Raw genomic sequence first — 968 nt, forward strand, 5'->3', positions numbered from 1 at the left:
TACTAGCGGCACATATAGCCCAACATTAGGTTACTCTGTCGCACTAGCGAGAGTGCCTGTTCAAGTTGGAGAAACATGCGATGTTGAAATGCGTAACAAGCGCGTGCCTGTAAAAGTTGTAAAAGCTCCGTTTGTACGTAATGGCAAACGGGTCTACGAATAATTTTAGAATTAACGGTGCCAGCCACCGAGTTTAGGAGATAACCATGAGTAATGTACCGAGTGAACTGAAATACTTGTCGAGCCATGAGTGGGTGAGACTGGAAGCCGATGGCGAAACAGCAGTAATCGGAATTACCGATCACGCTCAGGAATTACTTGGCGACGTCGTTTTTGTAGAGCTTCCTGAAGTAGGGACAGAGCTTGCGGCTGGTGACGAAGCAGGTGTTGTGGAGTCAGTAAAAGCCGCCTCAGATATCTATGCGCCGGTGAGTGGTGAGGTGTTAGAGATTAACGAAGGGCTTGAAGAAGCGCCAGAAATCGTCAATAGCGAGCCTTATGACGATGGTTGGTTCTTTAAAATAAAGCTGTCAGATTCGAGTGAACTTGCCTCACTTCTTGATGCGGACGCGTATGCGGATGTCTGCGAAGCTGACGACCATTAGATAATAGTTGTGAGAGCGCGTTTACGCGCTCTTTTTGATTTACACGTTATATCTTTTGTCCCGTCTAGGGACATTTGTTTTTAGGAGCTAGCATGCCTTTTGTTCCTCACACCGATGCCGACGTTGCAAAAATGCTCGGCGTCATAGGCGTTGATTCGATTGATCAGCTGTTTGACGAAATTCCAGAACACTTACGGGCCAAATCTTTTGATGTGCCGGAAGGGTTGTCAGAAATGGATATGATGCGCCTCATGAATGAGCGCGCAACCCAAGACAGCGGCGCTCTGTGTTTTATTGGTGCTGGTGCGTATGAACATCATGTTCCGGCCGCAGTTTGGGATATTGCAACCCGTGGCGAGTTCA

Annotated in this window: 2 protein-coding genes and 1 pseudogene; all 3 read left to right on the forward strand. The window is 47.7% G+C overall.

Annotation, left to right across the window (positions count from 1 at the left end):
- The coding region (locus A3750_RS24990; protein ID WP_304440191.1) for a glycine cleavage T C-terminal barrel domain-containing protein at window positions 1-163 on the forward strand (163 nt) is incomplete at its 5' end.
- Window positions 164-206: 43 nt separating this feature from the next.
- The gene (gene gcvH / locus A3750_RS12320) at window positions 207-605 is read left to right on the forward strand and encodes a glycine cleavage system protein GcvH (protein ID WP_068458569.1); all 399 of its coding nucleotides are present in this window, start codon (window positions 207-209) and stop codon (window positions 603-605) included.
- Window positions 606-697: 92 nt separating this feature from the next.
- Window positions 698-968: pseudogene (locus A3750_RS12325) on the forward strand (glycine dehydrogenase); the annotation flags it as partial.

The sequence above is a fragment of the Oleiphilus sp. HI0079 genome (assembly GCF_001635105.1).

Excerpts from the sequence above, each read along its gene's own strand:
- gcvH (WP_068458569.1), top strand. The coding sequence starts at position 207 with ATGAGTAATGTACCGAGTGAACTGAAATACTTGTCGAGCCATGAGTGG.